The organism is Candidatus Krumholzibacteriia bacterium (assembly GCA_035649275.1).
Taxonomy (GTDB): Bacteria; Krumholzibacteriota; Krumholzibacteriia.
Genome location: DASRJW010000079.1, coordinates 1 through 25715 on the forward strand (window position 1 = coordinate 1; position 25715 = coordinate 25715).

Annotated in this window: 14 protein-coding genes; 9 read left to right on the plus strand and 5 right to left on the minus strand. The window is 67.8% G+C overall.

The features are described from left to right. Window positions 1-1359: hypothetical protein (locus VFE28_07730; GenBank protein ID HZM15877.1), on the minus strand; the 1359-nt coding region annotated here is incomplete at its 3' end. Window positions 1360-1575: 216 nt separating this feature from the next. Further along, window positions 1576-2592 (minus strand): radical SAM protein, encoded by a 1017-nt coding sequence (locus tag VFE28_07735; protein HZM15878.1) that lies wholly within the window; start codon window positions 2590-2592, stop codon window positions 1576-1578. 262 nt (window positions 2593-2854) lie between these two features. Here VFE28_07735 and VFE28_07740 point away from each other — a divergent pair, with 262 nt between their 5' ends. After that, complete coding sequence (locus VFE28_07740) at window positions 2855-4033, plus strand: hypothetical protein (protein HZM15879.1); 1179 nt, start codon at window positions 2855-2857, stop codon at window positions 4031-4033. Window positions 4034-4086: 53 nt separating this feature from the next. On the opposite strand, the gene VFE28_07745 is transcribed toward VFE28_07740, so the two are convergent. After that, window positions 4087-5613: a Glu/Leu/Phe/Val dehydrogenase gene (locus VFE28_07745; protein HZM15880.1), complete on the minus strand. Its 1527-nt coding sequence runs from the start codon at window positions 5611-5613 to the stop codon at window positions 4087-4089. 263 nt (window positions 5614-5876) lie between these two features. Here VFE28_07745 and VFE28_07750 point away from each other — a divergent pair, with 263 nt between their 5' ends. The 8 genes from VFE28_07750 (at window position 5877) to VFE28_07785 (ending at window position 21051) form a co-directional block, all read left to right on the plus strand. Then, a complete protein-coding gene (locus VFE28_07750; GenBank protein HZM15881.1) occupies window positions 5877-7367 on the plus strand; it encodes a glycosyltransferase family 2 protein in 1491 nt (496 codons plus the stop codon). 84 nt (window positions 7368-7451) lie between these two features. Further along, on the plus strand, window positions 7452-10247 hold the full coding sequence (locus VFE28_07755) for a DUF547 domain-containing protein (GenBank protein HZM15882.1): 2796 nt from the start codon (window positions 7452-7454) through the stop codon (window positions 10245-10247). 143 nt (window positions 10248-10390) lie between these two features. Next, the gene (gene gcvP, locus VFE28_07760; GenBank protein HZM15883.1) at window positions 10391-13348 is read left to right on the plus strand and encodes an aminomethyl-transferring glycine dehydrogenase; all 2958 of its coding nucleotides are present in this window, start codon (window positions 10391-10393) and stop codon (window positions 13346-13348) included. A gap of 202 nt (window positions 13349-13550) precedes the next feature. Then, the gene (locus tag VFE28_07765) at window positions 13551-16088 is read left to right on the plus strand and encodes a hypothetical protein (protein HZM15884.1); all 2538 of its coding nucleotides are present in this window, start codon (window positions 13551-13553) and stop codon (window positions 16086-16088) included. A gap of 153 nt (window positions 16089-16241) precedes the next feature. Beyond that, window positions 16242-16940, plus strand: a complete 699-nt coding sequence (locus tag VFE28_07770; GenBank protein HZM15885.1) for an ankyrin repeat domain-containing protein — start codon at window positions 16242-16244, stop codon at window positions 16938-16940. 242 nt (window positions 16941-17182) lie between these two features. Next, complete coding sequence (locus tag VFE28_07775) at window positions 17183-18994, plus strand: phosphoenolpyruvate carboxykinase (GTP) (GenBank protein ID HZM15886.1); 1812 nt, start codon at window positions 17183-17185, stop codon at window positions 18992-18994. A gap of 163 nt (window positions 18995-19157) precedes the next feature. Then, window positions 19158-20432 carry a hypothetical protein gene (locus VFE28_07780; protein HZM15887.1) on the plus strand — a complete coding sequence of 425 codons (1275 nt, stop codon included), beginning with the start codon at window positions 19158-19160 and terminating at the stop codon, window positions 20430-20432. A gap of 49 nt (window positions 20433-20481) precedes the next feature. Continuing rightward, on the plus strand, window positions 20482-21051 hold the full coding sequence (locus VFE28_07785; protein ID HZM15888.1) for a DUF4920 domain-containing protein: 570 nt from the start codon (window positions 20482-20484) through the stop codon (window positions 21049-21051). Between the two features lie 119 nt (window positions 21052-21170). Here VFE28_07785 and VFE28_07790 read toward each other — a convergent pair whose 3' ends face one another. Together VFE28_07790 and VFE28_07795 are read right to left on the minus strand one after the other, a co-directional pair. After that, on the minus strand, window positions 21171-22997 hold the full coding sequence (locus tag VFE28_07790; protein HZM15889.1) for a DUF885 domain-containing protein: 1827 nt from the start codon (window positions 22995-22997) through the stop codon (window positions 21171-21173). A gap of 202 nt (window positions 22998-23199) precedes the next feature. Continuing rightward, on the minus strand, window positions 23200-25377 hold the full coding sequence (locus tag VFE28_07795) for an HNH endonuclease signature motif containing protein (protein HZM15890.1): 2178 nt from the start codon (window positions 25375-25377) through the stop codon (window positions 23200-23202). Window positions 25378-25715: the final 338 nt, after the last annotated feature.

Sequence of the window (25715 nt, forward strand, 5' to 3'; positions counted from 1 at the left end):
CTCGTCGATCTTGAAATCCGGGATGTTGGAGGCTCTCTCCCAGCTCGCGGCGTCGTCGTCGCAGAACTCGTGTTTCACGCTTTGGTAGGTCCCGACCAGCGTCGCCCGCATGCCGCGACTGTGCCGGTACAGATCGATCCCCGCGCCCGCGATCCAGCCCCAGCTCTGCAGATCCACTTGCATGGTCTGGGTGCCGAACTGGTCGAAAGAGTGCGCCGTGGAGATGAAGAAAGCCGGCCCCCCCCGCAACATCGGCCGGAAGCGGGCGAGCAGCGTCGGCCGGTAGGTGAGCTCGAAGCTCAAGCGATGCTCCGTCGCCGCCATGCGCTCCGTCACCGGGGGTTCCACGTCAGCGCCGGGAGGAGTGATCTCGTCGGGGCCAAACGGTCCCTCGTAGCTGCGCGAGGTGTAGCCGTATTCCAGCAGCAGGTCGAGGTCGCGCAGCACCGGCCAGCCGCCGTTCGGCGACGGCCAGTGCAGGCTGGTGTTCAGGCCCGCGGCGAAGAGGAAGTCGTTGGAGCGCTCGACCTGCAGGAGGATGTCCTGCGGCAGCGGCGTCGCCGAGCTGCTGAAGAGCGGCTCGACGACGATCGCGAAGCGAGCGCCGGGGGCGAGGAGCTGGTGTCGCACGCCCTCCTGTCCGGCTTGGGCTTCCAGGTAGAGCGCCAAGAGCGGGTCGAAGCGTGGCCGATCGGCCCGCGCTTCCGGTTCGGCCACCTGCGCGAAGAGAGCGCGCTGGGCGTGCTCGCCGGCCTCGAGGTACTGCTTCTCGCCGAGGAGTCGCGCCGCCGCGTCGGCGTCGCTTTCGCTGCTCTCCGGCAGCTTGGCCCGCGTGAGGATGGCGTCGCGGACGGTGCGCACCGCGGCCTCCCACGGCAGCGGCAGCGGATTGGCGCGGGTGAGCCACACCGTATCGTCCTGGTTCGCCACGGCCGGCACCAGGAACAGGCCCACACCTTCCTGCACCAGCATCTGCTGGTTCGCCACCATGCGCGTGAGACGCACCGGCGAGCGCTCCGCCGCCGGGAGCGCGCTGAACTGTTCGAGCACCTGCCGGCCCAGGATCTCCGGCGCCAGCACCGGACGTTCGCCGGGCATGTGTCGCAGCACGGTGAAAACGTGCTCCCCCACCGCCGGCGCGCTCGGGGCCTCTGCGGTCAGGACCTGGCCGTCGACGGCGATGATCACATCGCCCTCTTGCACACCGAGCGCGCGCTGGTGCTCGCTGGTCGAGCTCACCTGCGCCCCCGCGACGCCCGCCAGCGTCGCGTCCGCCACCGTTCCGGCGGGGAACAAGTCGGGATGGCTCGCCGCCAGGCGGGCCGCCGCGCCGTTGGCGGTGGTTTGGGCCGCCACCATGCTCGCCCCCGCTGCCGCACTCGCGGCCGCCGCCAGAGTGGCACGCCGGAGTACGAGGTGCAGGGAACGCCATCCCGGTGAAATAGCGTCCGTGCGCGGCAGTCTTTTCATGAGGTCAATATGCGGGGCTGCGCCACGGAGGGCAAGCAGAGCCGTGGCTCGGCGCCACCTTGCGACGCGCCGGGCAGCGGCGGACTTTCCCGACGCCCGGGGTCGTCAGACCCGCCCCAATCGCGCCAGGGCCGCGTCGCGCAGCATCTCGGCGCCGATCCCCCACTTGTGCGCCATGATCTGGGACTTGCTCGTGCAGATGAGCCAGCAGCGGTCGCAGGCAGCGGCGAAGTCGCGGGCCGCCACCGCCGCCGGCGACGACCACAACTCCTCCCAGGTCTGCTCACGTAGGTTGCCGATCTTCACGTCCAGAATGTGACAGAGAAAGACGTTGGCGAAGGAGTCCAGGTAGAAGAAGCCGGAGGCACCGTCGCAGCGGAAGCGGCGCTTGCCGCTCTGGTGGTACTCCAGCAGGGTCTTGTTGAACCAGCCGCGGAAATTCTCCTTCAGGTCCCACTTGCGGTACTGCACGGCGATGACCTGAGACATCGCCAGGCGCAAAGCATGCGCATCTCGGGGCCGCATGCTCTCCTTGTCGGACCCGAAGTAGATCGGCGAGTCCAGTGCCACCGTGATCGACAGCTGCAGGTCCCGGCTCTCGGCGAAGCGATGCACCGCCTCCAGCTCGTGCACGTTGTCGTCGAGCAAGGTGAAACCGATCCCGAGGTCCCGCACCCCGGCGGTGCGGCAGAGCTCGAGCGTCTGCACGCACTTGGCGAAGCCCTTCGGGATGCCGCGGATCCGGTCGTGGGTGGCTTCCATGCCGTCGATGGAGACGCGGACGGCGAGGCCAGGAGCCGCGGCCAGGAGATCCGGCAGGAGCTTCGCCGTCTTCCCCGGTTGGAACCCGTTGGTGGAGATGACCAGCCGCGCCCGCGGGTTGCGGCGCCGGATGGCCGCCAGGATCTCCGGCAGATCGCTGCGGAGAAAGGGTTCGCCGCCGCTGATGTTGATGTCGCGCAAGCTCGTCGGTAGGCGGCCGAAGACCTCCGGTGCCACCTCGCCGTGCATGTCGTTCTTCCAAATGTCGCACATGGTGCAGCGGGCGTTGCAGTTGAGCGTCACCGAGACGATGGCGTTGTGCGGCTGCGGGAGTGGTGGCCCGGGGAGCGTCGTGGACACGAAAGAACCTTCCGGAGTGGGCGCAGGCTAGAGCTCCGCACGCTGGCTCCGAGAAGTATAGCAGCCCTCCCGGAGGCTCCTCCGGCGCCGGCCTGGGCGCGCGCCGCGTCGCCGCTTGTTCGGTATTCCCGGCGCAAGGTAGAATCACTGCGCTCCTCGGGGGGTTCAGCCGCCCACGGGCCTCGGTCCCCCACCACCCCCAAGACCGAGCCCGCCCATCCGCCGCCGAATCCCGTCGAGCCTCGAACCGGGAGGAAGCGCGATGCAAGGTTCTTTGTCTGCGCTACGCCGCCGCCCCCAAGGCGTCGCGTTCTCCTTGCCGCCGGCGCGTGCCGGCTTGTCTGCCGTGCTCTGCTTGACGTTCTCCGGCACGGCACTCGCCCTCGACCAGGTGCAGAACGAGGTATGGACGCTGCCGCAAGCGGGGTCCAGCCAAGTGAGCGTCCTCTTCGATGCTCAGGTGAGCGAACTCGACCTGAGCAGCGGCATCCACTTCTCGATCGCAGTGCACGAGGGCGGAGGCGAGCCCCGTGCGGTGCTCCGCATCGCCACGAATGCGGTGACCAACCTGCCCGGGGTGGGCAAACCCCTCACCCTCCGCGTCGATTTCGACCTCGCCTGCAACGGGACGACGGTGAGCGGCACGCCGCTGGGAGCGACGGCGCGTTTCTGCGTCTTCGACCGTGGCAACGCCTGGAACCCACTGCCAGGCGCCGGTCACGGCGACAGCACCACCGTCGCCGGCTCCTTCGGCCTGGTGGTCCTGGACGAAGCGGGGAACCCGGGGCCGAATCCGACCTCGAGCACCGCCTTGCATTGCGCCACCGCCGCCGGCCAGGCTCCGGTCGTCACCGCCACACCGCCGCCGGCACGGCGGCAAGCGCCTCTCCGCATCCTCGACGGCGAGAACCCGGGCACCATCGGCATCTTCTTCGATCCGGAAGGAACCCAGTGCGCGGGCGTGATCGCGCCGGGCGGCATCGATACGGTCTACGTCGTCGCCAAGCTGGGAGAGTCCGACGACAGCCGCTGCGGCATCGCCGGCGCCGAGTTCCGCTTCGCTGGGATCCCCGCCTCCTGGCACACGTCACCGGTGCTCAACCACGAGATGCTCGGGATCGGCGACCCCTTCGTCGAGGGCGTCACGATGGTGGCGGCGAACTGCAAGCAGCCGGCGAGCGGCGCGATCTTGCTCTTCACCGTTCTCGTCCAGGCGGATGGGCCGGCGGCCAATCTCACCTTCACCATCGAGAAGCGGGAGCCGCCGACGAACTCCCTCTTCCCTTGCCCGCTGCTCCTGGCCTGCGACAACCCGGTGTTCACCAAGATCTGCGTCGAAGGGCAGTCCTGTTTCGTGAACTTCACGACGCCGCGCAAGTGCCCGACGCCGTTGGCAGTACAGAACACCAGCTGGAGCATGATCAAGGAGCTCTATCGCTGACTGCGAGTGGCAGGCCGGCGCGGCTGCCGTCGCTGGCGCCGGGTCCGATCGTCTCACTGCGAAAAACCCTCGAGCTTGTAGTGCGCCTCGAGCCGGCGGAGCGCCAGCACCATGGCGGCCATGCGCATGTCCAGCGGCTCGCCGGTGACGTGGCGGGTCGAGTCCCAGAACGGCGTGCGGCGCGGCCGGTTGGCGGCGATGTCGAGGATGACGTTGTAATTGGACTTGATCGCTTCCGAGAGTCTTTCGTTGACCTTCGCCTCGGTCCAATGCTCCTGGCGGTTGTTCTGCAGCCACTCGTAGTAGCTCACGATGACGCCGCCGGCGTTGGCGATGATGTCCGGGATGATGCCAATGCCGCGCTCCCGGAGCACCTCCTCGCCGTCCAAGGTGCAGGGCCCGTTGGCCCCCTCGGCGACGAGCTTGACGTTGAGCTTGTGGGCCACCTCGGCATTGATGACGCCCCCGAGCGCCGCGGGCACGAAGAGGAAGGCGTCGAGCCCCCAGAACTCGTCGAGGTGGATGCTGCGCGCCTTCGGGAAGCCCTCGACGCTGTGCTTCACGTTCGTCGGTGAGGCGACGTACTCCTGCAGCGCTTCGGGATCGATGCCGGCAGGGTCATAGATGGTGCCGTCCCGGTCATTCACCGCGACGAGCTTGGCGCCGCGCGGCACGGCGATGCGGGCGAAGGCGGAGCCCACGTTGCCGTAGCCTTGCATGGTGAAGTTCACGTCCTGCCACGACACCTTCTCCGGCGCGATGAGCCGGTCCGCACTGGGGGACTGGCGGTGTCGCAGCCACTCCTCGATGCAATAGAAGAGGCCGCGGCCCGTGGCCATCTCGCGCCCCTCGCTGCCCCAGATGCGGGCGTCCTTCCCGGTCACGACGCCGCGCAGCCGGTGGTACTCGGCCTCGCCGTCGGAGTACTGGCGGAAGAAATGCCCCATGATCACCGAGTTCGTGCCCACGTCGGGGGCCGGGATGTCGGTGTTGGGGCCGATGAAAGGCTTGAGCTTGTACATGAAGCGCAGCGAGATGCGCTCGATCTCGTCGTCCGAGTAGTTCCGCGGGTCCATGCGGATGCCGCCCTTGCCGCCGCCGAAGGGGATGTCGCTGATGGCCGTCTTCCAGGTCATCTCGGCGGCGAGCAGCTTGAAGAGATCCAGGCTCACCTGGTGGTGGTAGCGGATGCCACCCTTGTAGGGACCGCGGATGTTGTTGTGCTGCACCCGGTAGCAGCGCAGCTGCTCGGGGCGCCGCGGGTGGATGTGGTAGAGCCGGCCGCCGAACAGGCGCAGCACGCCGTCGCGGACGGTGGTGTCGCTGCTGGCGAAGATGCGCGGGCGGAAGGAGACCTGACCGTTGGCGAGGATGTTGTAGTACTTGGGATCGAGACTGCTTTCGAGGAGATCCTCGTAATCCTTGCCGCGCTGCGCGTACTCCTCCGGGGTGAACTCCACCATGCGGTTGTTGATGTCCACGGTGATGGTGAACATGATCTCGTGGTGGGGCTCGGAGAGCTCCAGCGCGACACGGGGGTCGAGCTTGAGGAGCTGCGCCGTGTCCAGGAAGAGGCGCATCGAGTTCTCGTAGAGCGAAGGAGAGGACTTGGCCTCTCCTGGACGGGTCACCATCGAAGCCATAACGGGCGGTTCCTCCCCGGCGGTCCGGCGGCTCGTCCGGACGTGCACGGCCGACAGGCCTGGATGCGTCAAGAACGCCATCCATTCTAGGCGGCGCCGCACGGCCGGGCAAGCCGGGGCGGCATTGACCGCTGCCTGGAAGCCCTCCTACCATCCGACCCACCCTGAGATCGGGGCGTCGCGAAGGCGGAGGGCGCTCGATGCAGATGGAGTGGGCGCGGGCCGCGCTGTCGACGCTTTACACCCTGGTGTGCGTCTGGCTTGTTGTCTACGGCGCCTATCGCCTCGTCCTGCTCGGACTCTACCTCCGGTGCCGTCACCGCCGCCGCCTGGCACCGGCTCCCTCGACCTGGCCCACGGTCACGGTGCAGCTGCCGCTGTACAACGAACGCTTCGTCGCCCGGCGCCTCCTCGAGGCCGTGGCGGCCCTCGACTATCCCCGCGACCGCCTGCAGATTCAGGTGCTCGACGACTCGACCGACGGCACCACGCGACTCGCCCGGCGCCTCGCCGCCGCGCTCCGCCGCCGCGGCTTCGACGTGCAGTTCCTGCATCGCGAGGAGCGCCGCGGTTTCAAGGCGGGAGCGTTGGCGGCGGGATTGGTGCAGGCGCGGGGCGAATTGCTCGCTCTCTTCGATGCCGACTTCGTGCCACCCCGGGACTTCTTGCGCCGCAGCGTGCCGCACCTGTTGCAACCCGGTGTCGGCGTGGTGCAAGCGCGCTGGGGACATCTGAACGCCCAAGCTTCCTGGCTCACGCGCATGCAGGCGATCCTGCTGGATGGTCACTTCGTCATCGAGCAGACGGCGCGCGACGCCGCCGGCTGCTTCCTGAGCTTCAACGGCACCTGTGGCGTGCTGCGAAAGGAGGCCGTGGTCGCTGCCGGCGGTTGGAGCAGCGACACCGTCACCGAGGATCTGGATCTCAGCATCCGCATGCAGCTCGCCGGCTGGCGCGTGGTGTATCTGCACGATCTCGTCGTGCCGGGAGAGATCCCACCGGACGCCAACAGCTTCCGCCTGCAGCAGCGGCGTTGGACCAAGGGCGGCGTGCAGGTGGCGCGCAAGTTCCTGCCCCAGCTCGCCCGCGCCCCTTTGCCGTGGGCCCGCAAGCTCGAGGTCTGCTTCCACCTGAGCTGCTACGCCGCCTATCCGCTTCTCCTGCTCCTCGCCCTGCTGCGCGCACCGGCGCGCTTCTTCGCTCCTTCCGTCACCTTCCTTGGCTTCGTGCCCGGCGAACTGGAGGTCCTGCTTTGCGGCACCTTGCCGCTCCTGGTTTTCTACGCCGTCGCCCAGCGCGATGCCGGCGACGGCGGCTCCACCTGGCGTCTTCTCGGCCGCGGTGTACCTGCCATGGCGCTCGGTGCCGGTCTCGCGGTGAGCAACACCGGCGCCGTGCTGGACGGTCTCGTCGGTCGTGACTGCACTTTCGAGCGCACGCCGAAGCGCGGCTGGCACGCCTACCGTCCGCGCCCCGGCTACCGCGCGCCGGGCACCGCCATCGCCGTCGTCGAGATCGCTATCGTCGTCTATCTCGTGCTCTGGAAAGTGTTCGGTACTGGTTTCGGCATGGTGACCGACATTCCCTTCCTCTTCTTCTACGGCTTCGGCCTCTTGCGCCTGGCCCTGCCGGCTCTGGCGCGCTGGCTCGAGCCGGGCACGGGCTTGCCGGCGCGCCGATCCGCCTGCTGAGTCGTGAGCCTCTCCTTGCCAAGCCGCCGCAGCGTTGCCTCATTCTGGGCCTGGAGCCTTCTCGCCCTCGCGGCTTACGGGGGGATGGTCCGGGTTTCTCCGTGGCACGAACACTTCGTTCTCTTTCTCCTCCTCTATGCCGCCGCCTTCCTGGCGTGCTGGGGCGCGGCGCGCTGCCGTCCGGGTTTCTGGAGCATCCTCGGCGGCGCGCTCCTCTTCCGGGCGCTTCTCGTGCCGCTTCCCCCCATGCTCTCGGGGGACATTTATCGCTACGTGTGGGAGGGGCGCGTGCAAGCGGCAGGGGCGAACCCGTACCTGCTCTCGCCCCTCGCGCCGGAGCTGGCACCGCTCCGCGACCACGACTGGAGCCAGATCAATCATCCCGAGGCGACGGCGATCTATCCGCCTCTCGCCCAGCTCGTTTGCCGTGGCCTCGCGGCCAGCGGCGGCGGCGTCACGCGGTTCAAGGCCGCCTTCGTCGCTTTTGATCTCGGGGTGGTGCTGCTGCTGGGGGCGATGCTGCGCCGCCGCGGCGCATCGCTCGCGAACCTGGTGCTCTACGCTTGGAATCCTCTGGTCGTGGTGGAGGTGGCGGGCAGCGGCCACCTAGAACCGCTCGGTCTCCTGCCTTTGCTCGCGGCGCTCGTCTGGGCACACCGCCGTCCTGCCGCTGCTTGGGGCGCGCTCGCTGCCTGCATCGCGGTCAAGTACGCCGGCCTTCTGGTCGCGCCGCTTCTCGCCCGGGGCCACCGCTCCCGCGTGGGGCCGCTTCTGGCTACGGCGCTCCTCCTCGTCGTCACCTTGCCTTTCCTCAGCGCCGGAAAGGCGCTGTTCGCCTCTCTCGGTCTCTATGCCGCCAAGTGGCGCTTCAACGATCTCCTCTTCGCGCCGATCATGGGCGTCGTGGGGTCGCTCTTCGCGGCCAAGGCCCTTGCCACGCTTTTCCTCCTCGCTGTTCTCGCCCTGCTGGTCTGGCGGCGCACCGCTCTCGAAACAGCGGCGCAGCTCGTCTTCTGCACCGGTCTCCTGCTCTCTCCCACCATCCACCCTTGGTATCTGCTCTGGCCCGTCGTGCTCTTGCCGCTCGTGCCGCTCCGGCCGCTTTTCTTCTGGAGCGGGAGCATCGTCTTCGCCTACCTCTTCGTCCTGCCGCTCCGGGGCACCGAAGCGTTCGCGGCCTCACACTGGTTGCCGCGTTGCCTCGAGATCGTCCCGCCGCTCCTCGTCCTGGCCTTCGACCTGCGCCGCCGCTTGATCACCACGAAACGCTCACCCGCGCCGGTCACCGTGAAGGTCTCGGAGCGTGAATCACCCGCTCTTCCGTCGAATGCGGCGAAGGTGGCCAACCTATCGCGCGTCGCTTTGGTCATTCCCGCCCTCGACGAAGAAGAAGCCCTGCCCAAGGTGCTCGCCGACCTCGAGCGTTTGCAGCGCTCCCACCGACTGCTCGACACGATCGTCGTCGTGGACAACGGCTCCACCGATGGCACCGCGAGCATCGTGCGACGCGCCGGCGTCACGCTGCTCGAGGAGCCGCGGCGTGGTTATGGTGCGGCCTGCCTGCGGGCCCTCGCGCACCTGCGCCAGACACCGCCGGACATCGTCGTCTTCATGGACGCCGACTGCAGCGACCACCCGGAGGACCTGCCGGCGCTCCTCCGCCCGCTCCTCGAAGGGAACTACGATCTCGTGATCGGTTCCCGCGTCCTCGGCGAGCGCGAGCCCGGCGCCCTCCTGCCCCAGGCGCGCTTCGGCAACTGGTTGGCGACGCGCCTCATCCGCGCCCGCTTCGGCTTCCGCTACACTGATCTCGGCCCTTTCCGGGCGGTGCGCTTCCGTACCCTGGAGGCCATGCGCCTCGCCGATCGCGACTTCGGCTGGACGATCGAGATGCAGATCCGCGCCTTGCAGATCGGTGCCCGCGTCACCGAGGTACCCGTGCGCTATCGCCGCCGCATCGGGCGCTCCAAGATCAGTGGCACCGTCACCGGTTCGTTGCGCGCCGGGACGAAGATCCTCGCCACCTTCTGGCGCTTGCGCCGGCCTCTCGCCTTGGCGCTTGTCGTCGCCGGGAGCTTGCCGGGTGCGCTTCGCGCCGACGGGATGCGCGGCTCGAGCCCTCCCCATGCCGTCGTCCCTGCGCCTTTCGGCACCGCCGCCGAGAACCCGGCGCTGCATTTCTCTCACCGGACCTGGAACGAGCTCCTGCAGCGCTACGTCGACAGCGAGGGCCGCGTCGACTATCGCGACCTGCAACGTATCGAATACAAGACACTGGCCGGCTACATGCAGAAACTCGTCGTAGCGCAGCCCGACGACTGGCCACGGGACGAGCAGATCGCCTTCTGGGTCAACGCCTACAACGCCGGCATCGTCTGGGCCGTGCTGCAGGGGGAATCGCCGGAGCCTCTCGTCGGGCGCGCCAAGATCTTCAAGCTCTGGAAGTTCACCGTGGCGGGGAAGGAGCGCACGCTCGACGAGATCGAGCACGAGATCCTGCGCCAGCGCTTCCAGGAGCCCCGCATCCACTTCGCCCTCGTCTGCGCCTCGACGAGCTGCCCCAAGCTGCGCCGCGAAGCCTACGGCGCCGACAGCCTGCAAGCGCAGCTCGAAGCACAGGCCCGTGATTTCCTCAACGACCGCCAGCGCAACCAGTTCCTGCCGGCCGAGGGGAAGATGCGCCTCTCCAAGATCTTCGATTGGTTCCGCGGCGACTTCGAGAAGAACGCCCCGCTGCGGCGCACGCTGGCGCCGTTCGTCGCCGACGAGGCCACGCGGCGCTGGCTGCTTTCGGATGCCCCCATCGCCATCGAGTTCCTGGACTACGACTGGACGCTCAACGCCCAGGCACAGGGGCGCCCGGCGTCGAAGGAAGACTGAGCCTGCCGCCCGGGCGCGCCCTTGCTCGCCGAGCCTCCCGCACCTTATAGTGGTGCAGTTCGATCGTGTTGCTGTGCGCGGCCTCCGGCCGCTCGACGAGCCCCGAACCCCAGGACTCCAGGCCAGAGACACCCGCGTCGATCATGAGAAAACCAGCGACTGCTCTCCCCGACTCGTCCGCCGGCACGGCCTCGCATGCGCCCGCGCGGCTCGCTCCCGCCGACACCTTCGTGCACCGGCACATCGGCCCGCGGGAGACGGACATCGCCGCCATGCTCGCCGCGCTGGGGCTCTTGAGCTTGGACGATCTGGTGCGCGCCACCATCCCGGCGGCCATCCGCGCCCGCCAGCCGCTGCCGCTCGAGCCGCCCTGCAGCGAGCAGGAACTCTTGCGCGACCTGCAGGCGCTGGCCGCACGCAACGAGATCTTCGACTCCTGCCTCGGGATGGGTTACTCCGGCACGATCACGCCGCCGGTGATCCTGCGCAACATCCTGGAGAATCCTGGCTGGTACACGCAGTACACGCCCTATCAGGCTGAGATCTCCCAGGGACGCCTCGAGGCGCAGCTCAACTTCCAGACCATGGTGGCGGACCTCACCGGCTTGCCCCTCGCCAACGCCTCGCTCCTCGACGAGGCCACCGCCGCCGCCGAGGCCATGGCGATGTGCGTCGCCATCGCCGGCGGTGCCAGGGGCCCAGCACGCACTTTCTTCGCTGCTCGCGATGCGCACCCGCAGACTCTGGCGGTGGTGCGCTCCCGCGCCGAAGCCCTCGGTGTCGAGTTCGTGGTCGGCGACGTGGATGATTTGGAATTGGTGCAGCCCGGCCTCTGCGGCGCTCTCCTGTCGTACCCGGCGACGGATGGCCGCCTCGTCGACCACAGCGCCACGATCGAGAAGCTGCACGCCCGCGGCGCCCTCGCGGTGGTGGCCACCGATCTGCTCGCCCTCGCCGTGGTGCGTTCGCCCGGGGAGTTCGGCGCCGACATCGCCGTCGGTTCGGCGCAACGCTTCGGCATGCCTCTCGGCTTCGGCGGGCCGCACGCCGCCTTCCTGGCCACGCACGACAAGCACGCCCGCCGCATGCCCGGCCGCATCATCGGTGTCTCCCGCGATGCCGAAGGCAAGCACGCCTACCGGCTCACCCTGCAGACCCGGGAACAGCACATCCGGCGCGAGACCGCGACGAGCAACATCTGCACCGCCCAGGCGCTGCCGGCCATCGTGGCCAGCATGTACGCCGTCTATCACGGCCCCGGGGGCCTGCGCCGCCTGGCGCTACGTGTCCATGCCCTGGCGCGGGCACTCGCCGCGGGCCTCGTGCGTCTCGGTCACGAGGTGGAGGAACCCTACTTCGACACGCTGCACGTGCGCTTGGGGGCGAGCAATGCCCGCAAGGTGCTGGCGGAAGCCGCGGCGCGACGGATCAACCTGCGCTCCTACGATCACGGTTCCGTCGGCATCGCCCTCGACGAGACCACGACGGTCGATGTGGTACGCGAGATCCTCGGCGCCTTCGCCCGCGCCGCCGGCAAGGGCCCCGCCCCCACGGACCTCGAAGCACTCCTCGGCAGCGCCGACGTGGACGTGGAGCCGCAGTTCCGGCGCCAGAGTCCCTACCTCAGCCATCCCGTCTTCCACCGCTATCACAGCGAGACGGAGATGCTGCGCTACATGAACCGCCTGCAGGCGCGGGATCTCTCGCTCACCACGTCGATGATTCCCCTCGGCTCGTGCACGATGAAGCTGAACGCCACGGCGGAGATGCTGCCCATGACCTGGCCCGGGTTCGCCGACCTGCACCCCTTCGCACCGCCCGAGCAGACCCGCGGCTACGCCGAGCTCCTCCGCCGCTTGGAGCGCCAGCTCATGGCGATCACCGGTTTCCCCGCCGTTTCCCTGCAGCCCAACGCGGGCTCCCAAGGGGAATTCTGCGGCCTCCTCGTCATCCGTGCCTATCACCGCGCGCGCGGCGCGACCGAGCGCGATGTCTGCCTCATCCCGGTGTCGGCTCACGGCACCAATCCGGCCAGCGCCACCATCGCCGGTTTCCGTGTCGTCAACGTGGCCTGCGACCAGCAGGGCAACATCGACCTCGGCGATCTGCGCGCCAAGGTGGCGGCGCACCGCGCTCGCCTCGGCGCCATCATGGTGACCTACCCCTCGACGCACGGCGTTTTCGAGGAAGAGATCCGCAGCGTCTGCGAGGTCGTTCACGAGGCCGGCGGCCAGGTCTATCTGGATGGCGCCAACATGAACGCCCAGGTGGGCTTGATGCTGCCTTCCGACATGGGCGCCGACGTCTGCCATCTCAACCTGCACAAGACCTTCTGCATTCCCCATGGTGGCGGCGGCCCGGGCATGGGGCCGATCGGGGTGGCGGCGCATCTGGCGCCCTTCCTGCCCGGCCATCCGGTGGTGCAGCCCGAGAGCGCTGGCTCCCGCGCCATCGGCGCCATTTCCGCCGCGCCTTATGGCAGCGCCGCGGTGCTGCCGATCTCCTATGCCTACATCGCGATGATGGGTGCCGCCGGTCTGGAGCGCGCCAGCCAGGTGGCGATCCTGAACGCCAACTACATGGCCCAGCGTCTCGCCGGCGCCTACGACGTGCTCTTCACCAACCAGCGCGGCCGCGTGGCGCACGAGTTCATCGTCGACCTACGGCCCTTCGACAAGACTGCCGGCATCAAGAGCGACGACGTGGCCAAGCGGCTCATGGACTACGGCTTCCATGCCCCGACCATGAGCTTCCCGGTACCCGGAACTCTGATGATCGAGCCCACGGAGAGCGAGTCGAAGGAGGAGCTGGATCGGTTCTGTGCCGCCATGCTGTCGATCCGGGCCGAGATCCAGGCCATCGAGACCGGCGCCGCGGATCGGAACGACAACCTGCTCAAGAACGCGCCGCACACCGCTACCGCGGTGCTGCGCGACGACTGGAACCACCCGTACTCGCGGGAGCAGGCGGCCTTCCCGGCGCCGTGGCTGCACGAGTTCAAGTTCTGGCCCCACGTCGGTCGCGTCGATAACTACTACGGCGACCGCAATCTGTTCTGCACCTGCCCGCCCCTTCCGGCCGACGAGGATCCCCAGCGTTGAGAGGCTTGCAGCAGCGCGCGCCGCGGACCGCTGGCGCCATTGGCGCCAGAGACGGTCGCGCCCCGGCGCCGCCCCGTGGGCGGGTTTGACCGGACCCGGGGCCCTGCCTATCTTTCCCTCTAGTCCGTGGCGTGGGCCCGAGCGTGGTGTCGGGCCCCCCCGGAGACTCCACCCCACAACCGACCCGGAGAGTCGGCCCTCCATGCGCTGTTGCCGTTGGATCGGCGCCGTCCTGCTCCTCGCGGGCTGCGGTGACAACGAACTGGGGGTGGAGAAGATCCGCCCCAACCAAGCGCCGGAAACGGTGCTTTCCAGCGGTCCACCCGACTCCACCTCGGCGACCCACTACCGGGTGCAACTCTTCTGGTCCGGCACCGACCGCGACGGCACCATCTCGCACTACGACTTCATCCTGGTGAACCATCCCCCGATCAGCGATCACATGGGAGGCGACGACGACTCGACGCGCGTCGTCATCACCGTGCCCGCCCCGGACGACCCACGCTGGACCGGGACCACCGCCACCGATTCAACCTTCACCACCTTGGCGGACACGCTGCGCCGAGAGCCACGGCCCGGCCCGGGAGAGAATGGTGACGACGTGCGCGAAGCACCCTACGAGCGCTGGCACACGTTCTTCGTTCGCGCCGTCGACAACGAAGGCATGCCGGATCCGACCCCGGACTATCGCTCCTTCAACTCCAGGAACATCGCCCCCACCGTGTACTTGACGGACCCGATCGAGGCCGGCACGGACGAGGAGTTCGAAGCCCCGCCGGTGGTCATCTTCAATTGGAACGGCGAAGACCCGGTGGATGGCTCCAACAGCATCCAGCCAGTGGCGTCGCGCTTCGTCATCATCTCCACCCGCATCACGGTCTCAGGCATCGGCGACAAGTACATCAACTTCCCGGACTCCCTCTATCACCTGCCCTCGCGCTACTCCTGGAGCCCGTGGCGGCGCTGGGACCTGATCGATGGCTCGGGGAAGCAGGCGGTGATCACCGGGTTGACGCTGGCGGAGGGGACCGAGAAGGGCTACTACCTCTTCGCCGTCCAGGCCATGGACGAGGCCGGCGCCATCACCCCGGTGTTCGACTACCAGAGCGAGAAGAAGAACAACGTCGTCCGCGTGCACGTGCAAGGCAACGTCGGCCCAGTGCTCACGGTGCGCGAATTCTACCTGGGGACGCAGGCCTTCGTGGAGGGCTCGCGGCCTATCCGCCTCGACATCGCGTCGGGGCAACCGCTGCGCTTCCGGTGGAGCGGCAGCGCTGCGACCTACGGCGGCCAGATCGTCGCCTACCGCTATGGCTGGGACATCGCCGATCCGGACAATCCCTTGGAGTGGTCGAGCTGGAGCGCCAGCACCACCTCGGCGCCGGCCCGTTCCTTCGCCACCGGCTCGCATCGTTTCTACCTGCAAGTGCGCGACAACGCCGAATCGATCACCCAGGCGGTCTACGAACTCACGGCCCACACCGTGACCAGGGCCCGCTCCCTCCTGTGGGTGGACGACACGGACTGGCAGACCGATGTCAGCCAGGAGTTGCAGGAGACGACGCGCTGGCTCCAGGTCCTCGGCCAGATCGCCACGGACAACGGCTTCCTCTTCGATCCGAACCTGGACGTCTTCGAGATGGAAGAGAACCGCCGCGAGCCGCCACCGATTCAAAAGGTCTTCGACTACAAGGCCATCGTGTGGAGCAACCGCAGCGGCCGCAACGGCAGCTCCGCCTTGCGCCGGGCAGCGCAGTTCGTCGACCCCATCCCGTCGCGCAATCAGAACTCGGCGCGGGGCTTCAACTACATCAACATCTACCTGGCCAACGGCGGCTGTCTGTGGATCAACGGGTTCCGCCCGGCCAGGCAGCTGTGGCCGGACGAGCGCCTGCCCGGGGAGGAATACCTGGCGGTCAACGTCACCCAATGGGAGGACCCCTTCGAGCAGCATCCTCCCGGGATTGACTCTGTGGGCACCGCGAGCCTGCTGTACAAAATGGGGATCGAGATGTTCGACGTGGGCTCGTCGGTGGAGATCGAGCGTTTCCATCGCGACCACTTCTGCCGCGGCCCGAGGCGCTACGCCGTCCCCCGCGGCGACCCACAGCGCACCACCTCCAGCACCGACGCCGGACACTTCCACACCCTGGACGTGCCGATGGCGGACGTCGAGGCTTTCGTACCGGTCAGCCGCACCTACGAAACCTCTCAGGACGCGTCGCGCACTCACGTGCACACGGTGACGCTCAGTGCCGACGACTTCGCCGCCTTGAAGAGGGGAGAAACGCGCACGGTCACGAGCTCCGAGGGCGCGTTGCCGGTGCCACACCAGCACACCTTCGTCGTGCATGACCAGGTGGGCAACTGGGGCGCACCGCCGCTCTCCGTCTCTCTCGCCTGGCCGCAAGCGGGCACGGGAGGGCGCACCAACATCGAGATCTACAACATGCCCGGTGCCATGCGGAACGAGTCGCCGCCGCTCATCCCTCTGCCCGGCATCTCCGTGGTGCTGTACAGCTACCTCAGCCTCGGCAAGCCCGAGGACCCTTTGTTCTACCCCGATACGGCAGACAACCAGCCGATGTTCGTACTCGCCAAAGGCACGCCCGCGGACGCGCGTTTCACCCGCGCTTTCTGCGGCTTCGAGATCTACGCCCTCGAGGCCGTCTCCCATCGCCAGCTGACGGAGTACCTCCTGGTGCGGCATTTCGGCCTCGGGCAGAGCACACTTCCCTGAGCGCCCTTTCTCCGCACGGGAAGCCCCGCCGCTTGGCCTTGACTTTGCAAGTCAAAGTACTTTATAAATGGGTCCTGAGACCGCGGGCGGCGGCGCGCCGGTCTCGGGAGTTGCCCACGCCGCTGCGGCCGGCCTCGACAAGGAGATCCGTCCATGCGACTTCCCGCCCGTTTCGCCCTGGCCCTCGCACTCTGGCTTTGCGGCTGCTATGACATGAACGACCCCGCTGACCCCGCGGTGCTCCAGGCCGTGGCCCAGGAGGACATGCCCCGGCTCCGTCAGCTCCTCGACGCCGGCACACCGCCCGATGCCCCCGGAGTCCGGGTCGGCTTCACCCCCTTGCAGATCGCGGCGCGACAAGGCTCCCTCGAGACCATCCGCCTCCTGGTTGCCGCCGGTGCCGATCCGAACCTCGCCACGGGCAGGAACGGCTGGACCCCGCTCCTGCACGCCATCCACAAGCACCAGGTGGAGGCGGTGGACGAGCTCCTGCGACAGGGGGCAGCGGTCGACGCCCCGGGCACTTCGGGGCTCACCCCGCTGGTGATGGCGGCTGGCTACGGGCAGACCGACATGGTGGACATGCTGCTCGAGCATGGCGCCGACGTCTGGAAGCCAAAGAGCGGCGGCCCTTTGCTGGCGGCGGTGACTGGGAATTTCGACATCGACGCTATGACCATCGGCTGCTGTCAGACGGAAACGGTACGGGCGCTGCTCGCCCACGAGCCGAGCCTCCGCCAGCAGGCCGGGAACCTGGGGCCTTTGACCAAGCTCTACCTCCACCTGCGCTGCCACGACGTCGTCACGCTGCTCAGCGCTCCCGAGGGCGAGGTCAAAAACCCAGACAAATAAGTAGTGACGAGAACTGACGAAGCGTAGGGCTGCCGGAGTGTTCCTGCCTCCCCTTCCAGGCGGCCGCAAGCGCTGCCAGGAAGTCCAAACGCCATACCCGCCTTGCCCCGCCTGGCGCGGTCCGCGTAGCCTCTAGGGTGATTCTCGCTGCGCCACCGAGCGCATACATTCCGGTGGGTGGCGCACCTGCCCTCCAACAATCCCGGCGCGAGACCGGCGGTTTCCCCTCCCCGAGGAGCCCCATGAGCACCACGCAATCCGTCCCCACCCTCACGAGCAATCCCGAGCTCCTGGCTTGGATCGAAGAGGTGACGCGGATGCTGCAACCCGAAACCGTCCGCTGGTGCGACGGCTCTCGGGAGGAGTACCAAGAAATGCTCGAGCTCCTGGTGGCCACGGGCACCGCGATGTGGCTCAACCCGGAGAAGCGCCCCCACTCCATCCTGGTGCGCTCCGATCCCGCCGATGTCGCCCGAGTCGAGGACCGCACCTTCATTTGCTCGGAGAAGAAGGACGACGCCGGGCCCACGAACCACTGGATCGCACCGGCGGAGATGAAGGCGACGTTACGCGGGCACTACAGCGGCGCCATGGCCGGTCGCACCCTGTACGTCATTCCCTATTCGATGGGACCGGTGGGCTCGCCCATCGCCAAGATCGGCGTCATGGTCTCCGACTCGCCTTACGTCGTGGCCAACATGCACCTCATGACGCGGGTGGGTACACGGGTCCTGGAGGTGCTGGGGGATAGCAACGAGTTCGTACGCGGCATCCACTCCGTCGGCTACCCACTCGCGGATCCCAAGAAAGCCGACGTCGCGTGGCCGAACGACACGCAGCACAAATACATCGCCCATTTCCCGGAAACCCGGGAGATCTGGTCCTATGGCTCGGGCTACGGCGGCAACGCCTTGCTCGGCAAGAAGTGCCACGCCCTGCGCATCGCTTCGGTGCAAGCCCACGACGAGGGCTGGCTCGCGGAGCACATGCTGATCCTCAAGCTCACGAATCCCGCCGGCAAGGTGAAGTTCATCGCCGGCGCTTTCCCTTCGGCCTGCGGCAAGACCAATCTGGCGATGATGAATCCCACCATTCCCGGCTGGAAGGTCGAGACCGTGGGCGACGACATCGCCTGGATGAAGTGTGGCAAGGACGGCCGTCTCTACGCCATCAATCCCGAGTCGGGCTTCTTCGGGGTCGCGCCGGGCACGTCGATGACGAGCAATCCCAATGCCCTCAAGACGCTCTACGCCAACAGCATCTTCACCAACTGCGCCCTGACGCCGGACGGTGACATCTACTGGCAGCAGATGCTCGAGCACGAGCCGCCGGCGCTCATCGACTGGCTGCGCCGTCCGTGGCAGCCGGGCTGCGGCCGTGACGCCGCGCATCCGAACGCGCGCTTCACCACGCCGGCGCGGCAGTGCCCGGTGATCGCGCCCGAATGGGAAGACCCGAAGGGCGTTCCCATCAGCGCCATCCTCTTCGGCGGCCGCCGAGCCACCACGGTGCCGCTGGTCACGGAAGCGAGGAGCTGGCGGCACGGCACCTTCCTCGGCGCCATCATGGGCTCCGAGAAGACCGCTGCTGCGGCCGGCAAGGTTGGCGAGCTGCGCCGCGATCCCATGGCGATGCTGCCGTTCTGCGGCTACCACATGGGGGACTACTTCGCGCACTGGCTGCGCATGGGCGAACGGGGCGGCGACGCCATGCCGCGCCTCTACTACGTCAACTGGTTCCGCAAAGGCCCGAGCGGGCGCTTCCTCTGGCCGGGATACGGCGAGAACAGCCGCGTGCTCAAGTGGGTGTTCGAGCGCTGCGAGGGCGGTGCCGCGTCGACGGAAACACCCATCGGACTTCTGCCCGCTCCTGGGGCTCTCGACACGAGCGGCCTCGCGATCCCCGCCGCCGACCTGCAAGAACTCCTGCGCGTCGACGTAGCCGGCTGGAAAGAGGAGATTCCTTCGATTCGCCGGCACTTCGAGACCTTCGGCAGCAAACTGCCGCAAGGTTTGCGCGATGAGCTGGCGGCGCTGGAGCAGCGACTCGGCTGAGCCCGAGTTGCCGCTGCTCGAATCCCGACCACATGCCGTGGCGCGGCTTAAGCCCGCGCTGCCGCTGCTCGAATCCCGACCACCGGACCGCGAAGAGTCGTCGTTGACCTGCCCCGCGGAGATCGGGGACAGTGGGGCGACACTCGTCTCGGGGAGGAAATCGATGCAGGACTCCTTGCATGCACCCTCACGGCGGCGTCCGGTCCGCTGGCGCGCCGCCCTCGCCTTGCTCCCGCTCGCCGGCGCGCTGTTCCCGCTCGCCTGCGGCGATGACGAAGTCACCCCGCCCGGCTCGGGGACGACCGCACAGGTCCAGATCCAGAACGGTTTCGCGCAGCTCGGCACCTTCCGCGATGCTGCGGGCAGCGAGCCGGCGCTGCAGCTGCTCGACACACCGGAGTTCGCGGCGATCCTCAACACTTTGTCGCTTCCCAGCGTTCCCGTGACGCTCACCGCGCCGCCCGGGGCGTCGCGTCCGGTGCGCGCGCTGCTCCGCAAGTTGAGCGAGAGCCGGCCGCGCTTGGTGCAGACGGCTTTCGGAACCTGGCAGCGAGACCCGAGCAACACCGGCGATCCGTTCCCGGGCTGGACTCTGGTCGATCCGGGCAACCCTCCCGATGGCTTCATCTTCCGCTTCGATCTCGACGATGGGATCTTCGTCCTCGATCCCGGCGGAGCACCGATCCCGTTGCGCGGTGAATTCCGCATCCTTGAGATCCAGATCGACGATCGCGGCACGCCGGATCCGGCCGATGATGTGCCCCTCGGTCTGGTGCTCGAAATCGCCGCCACGGCCGAGGCGATGGGTGATCCGCCCGTGCTGGTGCACCTCGATTTCGCCTTGGAGTTCGACGCCGCGGGCGAGCTGCAGTCGTTCCACCTCGGGGATCCCCAGGCCAGCAGTCCCAACGACGGGGGCGCCGCCTTCCTCGGTCCGGTCCTCATCGCGGTGAGCGTCGAGAGCGCGCCGGGGAGCCTCACGGCGCTGGTGCAGATCTACGACAGCAGCGAGAACTTCGTCGTCAGCCTCGAGGTGGGTCTGACCGGCGATGTGGGCTCCGGGCTTCTCGAGGCCGCGAGCACCGCCTTCGGCTACGGCGTCACCCGCGATCCGACGACGCCGCCATGGGTGATCGCTCTCGAGGCCACCAATTTCCGCGCCGATCCGAATGGCACCGGCGACCTGGCCGACATCCACGGGAGCATCCGTCGTGGCCATGCGGAGCTCGCCACCCTCGCCGGGGACACGACGGAGGTGCCCATCGATACCGACGGGGACCAGATTCCCGACGACTCCTGTCTCAACGTGAACGTCACTTTCGCCGATACCCCGAACGAGCCGCAGAACCTTTGCCTGGCGTTGCCGGGTCTGCGGGATCTGCTCGGCGGCGGCGGCGGCATGCCCTTGCTCGGGGCTACGAACATGTTCCCGCGCTAGCGAGGGAGAGACCGCCGCCGATGAATGCACCCGAACGGGAGAGAAACCCATGAGAGGCCGCAATTCGATCCTCGTCTTCTGCGTCGGTTCGTTCCTGCTCTGGGGCTGCCAGAAGGCAGCGGAACAGCAACCGGCGCCGGGAAACGCGCCCGCTGCTACTGCGGAGGCACCGGCGGCGAGCGCTGCTGCCGACGAACAGACTGCCCTGCACAAGGCCGACCCGGTGGGGAACTACGGCGCCGGGATCGTGCTGCAACAGACCACCAGCATCAGTTCGATCCTGGCCGAGCCGGCGCAGTACGAGGGCAAGATCGTCCAGGTGGCGGGCACGGTGAGCGCGGTCTGCGCCAGCCGCGGCTGCTGGCTGGAGCTCGCCAACGGCGACGCCGCCCTGCGCGTCAAGGTGACCGACGGCGAGATCGTCTTCCCCTTGAGCGCGAAGGGACATCAGGCCGTGGTGGAGGGCGTGGTGGAGAAGATCGAGATGAGCGAAGAGCAGCACCGCGCCTGGAAGCAGCACGACGCCGAAGAACGTGGCGTCGCTTTCGATCCCGCCGCCGTCTCCGGGCCCTACACGATGTGGCGTCTTGCCGGGCTTGGCGCCCGCATCGAGGGCTGAGCGCGATCACCACGCCATCACCGCCGGCGGGCGGGTTCTCCCCGCCCGCCGACGGCCCATGCCACGCTGGATCTCGCTTCCCTGCTCGCTCAGCCTCCCTGCCCACGCGGTTCTGTCTGCTACTTCATCGCCGTCCGCGACGGAACGAATTCCTCCATGACCGCTCGACGGAGCAGCGCCGGGGGTAGCAGGCCCTGGGCGAGGACGAAATCGTTGAACGCCTTGCGGTCGAAGCGGTCGCCCAAGGCGCGCTCCGCTACGGCGCGCGTTTCCAGCAACCGGTTGTAGCCCACGAAGTACGAGGGCGCCTGGCCCGGGGCGAGGAAGGTGTAGCGCTGCACCTCCTGCTGGGCCATGGCCTCGGAGAGACACACGTCCTGGCGCAGCACCCGCGTCGCTTGCTCTTTGGTGATTTGCCCGGTCTGCAGCCCCGGGTCGAGGTACGCCCGCGCTGCCCGCATCAGCCGGTTCTGCATGGTGACGAGCTGACCTTCCACGGGCTCGTAGGGTTGCAGCTCGGATTCGGCGTACAGGCCCCAGCCCTCGACATTGACGCTGTTGAAGGCGAACAGCGCCCGCGCCAGCGACACACCCTTCTCGATCACCGAGGCGAACTGCAACTCGTGGCCCGGACGCCCTTCGTGCGCCGTCAGGGTCCACGAGGCGGCCTCGTAGGTGAAATCGTCGAAGGAGAGCTTGCCTGCCCCGGTCTTGTCCGGGATGCGCAGCGGCAGCACGAAGGTGCCGAGCTCTCCGGTGTTGCCGATCAAGCGCGGCGGTCGCATGTTGGGCGCCGGAATCGCGGCGCTCTCGGCCTCGCTGGCCAGCTGGATACGCATTTCCCGCGATGGCAAGGTCACGATCGACTGGGCGCGAATGACTGCTTCGATCTCCTTGATCCGCCCCTGGTAGTGCGGCAGGATCGCTTCACCGACCAACTGCTTCTTCTTCAGTTCCCGGAGGACATCGCGGTAATCGTGCAGGTTCCAGCCTTTCTCCTTCGCCACCAGAGGCGCCAGTGTCTGCATCTGCACCTGGATCTCGGCGAAAGCAACCTGGCCTCGGCTCATCAGCTCGTCCACGGGCATGTCGACGCCCACCTGCTTCAAGCTGAAGGCATACAGCTCCGGCGGCTGCCGGAAATCCGTGCGCGAGCGCGGCAGGATTTCGGCGCGCACGAACTCGTCGTACGCGTTCACCTGCTTCACCAGCTCCTGATAGGACTTCTCGTAGCCGCCGACCGCGAACTTCCCGAACAACTCTTGGATGCCCTTCACGTAGGCGGGGCTGTTGGCGAGCTCCCTCTCCACTTCTTCCCGCACCGGTCCGAGGAGGCTGGGGTTCGCCAGTCGCTCGCGGCAGCGCGCTTCCGCGAGCTGGGCGATGGGCGTGGTGCCCTTTTCGGCGCCGGCGTAACGGCGCAGCCGCACCAGCGCCGCCTTCCGCCGCTCCGGTGGCACCTGGTCGTCGAGCAGGGCGCGCAATCCTTGGAAAACAGTGCTCGAGACGCTGAAGAAGGGAAGGGTGAGCCGCCGTGTGAGCTCCGTGCCCTCCATGTCCTCTTGCGCGGCCTTGATCAGGATTTCGAGGTCCTGTTTCACCGCCGGATCGCTCTCCGCCGCCAGCCGGGTCTGCAAGGTCGCCACGGCTTCCTTCAAGGCGGTCATCCGGCGCTCCTCGAAGTTGGGACCGAGATCGACGATCTGCTCGTCCAGACCGGAGGCACCGAAGAAACCAGCCATTTCAGGGTTGAAGCGGCCAAAGATGGCCATCAGCACCTGGGCGTTCTCGTTGCTCCGCGCCACCCACTCCGGCTGTGGCGCCGGGGCGGGCGCCGCCATGGTTTGGGCCGCACACAGACCGAGACCCAGCGCCAGGACGAAGGCGAAGCGGGGTGCTCGGGCGGTCTGCCACCGGGGACGAAGGATCCTGACTGAGAGCGGCATGCGGGAGCCTCCTGGGCTGGGGAGATGGCTGTCGTCCGCCCTGCCCAAGGTCGCTGACGGGGCACCGAGCGGCGGGCGATGCCGAAAAGACGGACGAGCAGCACCGTAGGTTCCAGCAAAACGGCGGTTTCCAGTGCCTTCGCACCCATGCCCGCCCGCGCAGGATACCGCACCTACAGATGCAGCCGATTCCTGCCCTCTTTCACGGTCGCCTCGAGAGTCTCCTTTCGTTGCGATACCAGACCGCGAGTGCGCTGTGGCCGAGGCGCCAGACGACGTCGAGCGGGGCTTTGCCGCGGCAGCGCGCCAGATCACCATGCTCCCCCTGCCGGTGATGAAGAGCGCAGAGGAGAATCAGGTTGTCCGGCGTATCGCTGCCGCCGTGGCTCCGGTAGCGCAGGTGATGCACTTCGAGACGCGCCCTCGAGGTGCAGCCAGGAGCCATGCAGCGGCCGCTGTCGCGGGCGAAGATGGGATGCACCGACCGGCGTGGTGCCTTGCCGTCGTGCTCCCAAATCCACTCTTCGAGCAAGGCGAGCAGGCCCACCCATTCGGGTACGCGCTCCTTGCGTTGGACGAAAAACCGCGCGATCCGTCCCGAAGGCGGAAGCTGGCTGTCGCGGGCGGGCGAGAGAGCGTCGTCGGGTTCGCTGAGACGTCGCCGTGCCGCTTCGATGCAGCCTTGCAATGCGAAGCCGTCGTCCTCGGGAAGAGAGAGGATGAGAGGGACCTGGAGGAGCGGTCCCTTGCGGACGACGCGTTCCATGAGGCCGCAGGCGAGAGCGAAGGCCTGATTGCAGATGTCGCCCGGGTAGCGTACGAGCGAGCGCCGCCAGGTGGCGTCGTCGAGGGGGACGGGCGGAGGCAAGATGGGATTCCGCGACCGCAAGCCAGTCTTCGACGGCTTGGAAGCTCCTTCAGCACCTTCGTCGAGCGGAAAACGCCGAGAAGTCTGGCACGGGGCATCCCCCGAGCCGCTCGTCTCCTTCGAGCCCTGTCCGTCGGTTTCGCCCAGCGGAAAACGCCGAGAACTCTGGCACGCGCCCTCGCCCGTGGCAGATTCGTCCACCGGGGCGCCAGGGATCTCGGGAGTCGAGCCCGAGTACCCAGGCGTCATGGCGCATGCCAAGGCCACTTGTGCCAGCAACTGCCGGCGGTGCTCGAAGCGATCCTCGTCCCGTAGGCGCTTCACCGTGAGCGGCATTACATGTCTGAGCCACTGGCGCTGCAGCGCCTCGTCCGGCGGCAAGTCCTGCATCCTTCGCACCAAGTGCCCGGCAGCTTCGGTGCCGATCTGGCCCGACTCGTACGCCTGCCGCACGAGGCCCAGCCTTGGCAGCCTCCGCGCCAGGCCAACCCTCTGGTGCGCTGTCGACCCTCCCATCCCGAGCCGCTCTTCCGCATAGGCTTCGAGACTACGGAAGCCGAGCGCCCTCCACATTCTATTGTCGTGGAGCTCGAGGAGCAGTTCTCCCACGTCGATCTGGATCTCGTCCTGCATGCGGACGAGGACCTGGAAGACACCGACGAGCCGCCTGAGATCCCGAGTCCGCGTCTTCGAGCCGGGCTTGGAAAACAGAGCGAGCTTGCGCTCGAGGCGGCGGAGACGGGAGCGGAGCGAGTCGAAGCACTCGAGACGCTGCAGTGCTCGCCGCATCGCCGGCGTGTGCAGGGAGAGCACAATGCCGTGGCCAATCGCCGCGACCGCACAGCTCGCTTTTCCGGCGCCCCCAAGCTGTGCTTCCCCACGCAGCGCTTCGGCGGCTCTCTGTCGCAGGGCTCGCCTCGCGTCGCCTTGCCATCGCGGGCGGAAGTCATCAGGCGGGACACAACCAGCACTCGACGCCTCGGCCACGAGCGCGGGGACGAACCCGGTGATGCCTGCATCCCAGCCTTCGACACAGCGATACAGCTCGAGCGCGGCCTCGAAGATCCAACGGACATCCGGAGGCACCGAGAAGCGGAGCCTGACGCGACTTTCGTCCTCCAGCTCGGCTTCCTGGCTGATATCGCGGGACTCTAAGGATCGAACTCCCGGGCTCGCAGACAGGACCGCTCCCCGTAGCTCCTCGAGCGAAAGCTGCCGAGCCCGAGCGATCCAGCTCCCCACGTTTGCTGGCGTCGCCACCCGGCCGATCACCAAGGCCTCCGACTGATTCAGCGCGCGTCCACCGTCGGCACCGGAGATGGCCTCCGCCAAGCCCGGCAGCCGCTCCAGCGTCTGGTGCAGACTGACGAGCTGGCGGAGCCAGCGACTGTCGCGGTTTAAACGCTCGCGGGTGAAGTCGGCCTGGGTGCGGTAGCCGCAGGCCTGCCAGGCCGTGTGCTGTGTGATCGCCGCTGCGACACGAGCGAGCGGCAGGATGACCACGCTGCCCACTGCCGCGAGCCGCCGAAGGACGAGGTCCGTCTCTAGAACAACAGCCGAGATGAACCTTCCTGAGTGCCATGGGGCAAGTTGGGTGAAGCGAGACGAGGCAAGCGGCTCGGCACGCATGGCCGCCGCGAGGCGCTCGGTGTGCGTGGAGGCAAGCGGCTCGAGGCGCGTAGCCGCGAGTCGCCCGCGTTTTGGCGGAGCAAACGCCGCAACCGCACCGGCCGGGGCCGGCGTCGACATCGCTCTTTCAGTTCCCACGGTACCTGCACCTTGGGAGAACGGGGTATAAGGGTGTACGAGGAATATAGAAAAAAGGCCGAAGCTTGTCAACAGGTCTGCAC